Raw genomic sequence first — 854 nt, 5'->3', positions numbered from 1 at the left:
AGACACGTGTCAGGTCGGTCGCTGTTTGGGTCAAACCAAACCGAGAAGCCATGCGGCACCAACCCAGCGAATGGTCGATCAGTGTTTGAGTCAAACCATCCGAGAACTGGTATCAATCGTATGACTATCGGTGTTCATAATCTCGGGCTTGCCGTATGTTGCGATGGCCTCTTTCAAGGCCTCAACACATAAGCTGGCGTCCAGCGTATTCGAGAGCCGCCACGCCAGCACCTTGCGCGTGGCCCAGTCCATGATTACCATCATATACAAGAAGCCACGCCGCACTGGAGTATAGGTGATGTCACTGCACCAAACGTGGTTCGGGCGCGTTATCGGCAGCTTTCTCAGCAGGTATGGATAAATGCGATGCTGTGGGTGCTTCTTGCTGGTGCTTGGACCCTTATAGATGGCTTGCAGCCCCATGATGTGAAACGCCCCGAGTTTGTCGGAGACCATCAACTTAAGTAAGGATGATGGTTATGACAAAAAGCAAAATGGCAAATCGCTACTCGCCAGAAGTTCGCGCGCGGGCGGTCCGGATGGTGTTTGAACATCAAGGTTCATATGAAACGCAAGCGGGCGCGATAGCGGCCATTGCACCCAAGATCGGCTGTATTCCCCAGACACTGAGCGGATGGGTCAAGCAGGCCGAGAAGGACAGCGGCATGCGGGATGGCGTGACGACCGAGGAACGTGATCGCATCAAGACGCTGGAACGAGAGAACCGTGAACTGCTCAAGGCAAATGAGATATTGCGCAAGGCATCAGCTTATTTTGCGCAGGCGGAACTCGACCGCCCACTCAAGCGATGATCGGTTTCATCGACGATCAAAGGGCTGTTTACGGTGTCGAGT

At 53.9% G+C, this 854-nt stretch carries 2 pseudogenes and 1 other annotated feature; of the pseudogenes, one reads left to right on the top strand and one right to left on the bottom strand.

Going from position 1 to position 854, the window contains the following annotated elements:
• Positions 1 to 99 precede the first annotated feature (99 nt).
• Positions 100 to 423, bottom strand: a pseudogene (locus BFP70_RS13785) (DDE-type integrase/transposase/recombinase); the annotation flags it as partial.
• Between the two features lie 56 nt (positions 424 to 479).
• Between BFP70_RS13785 and BFP70_RS13780 the strand changes: the two are divergent.
• Positions 480 to 854: pseudogene (locus BFP70_RS13780) on the top strand (transposase); the annotation flags it as partial.
• Positions 767 to 854 (top strand) — a sequence feature (AL1L pseudoknot). This feature is flagged as partial in the annotation. Its footprint overlaps the pseudogene before it by 88 nt.

The organism is Thioclava sp. SK-1 (genome assembly GCF_001705665.1).
Lineage (GTDB): Bacteria > Pseudomonadota > Alphaproteobacteria > Rhodobacterales > Rhodobacteraceae > Thioclava.
This window is presented reverse-complemented; position numbering and strand designations above follow the sequence as displayed.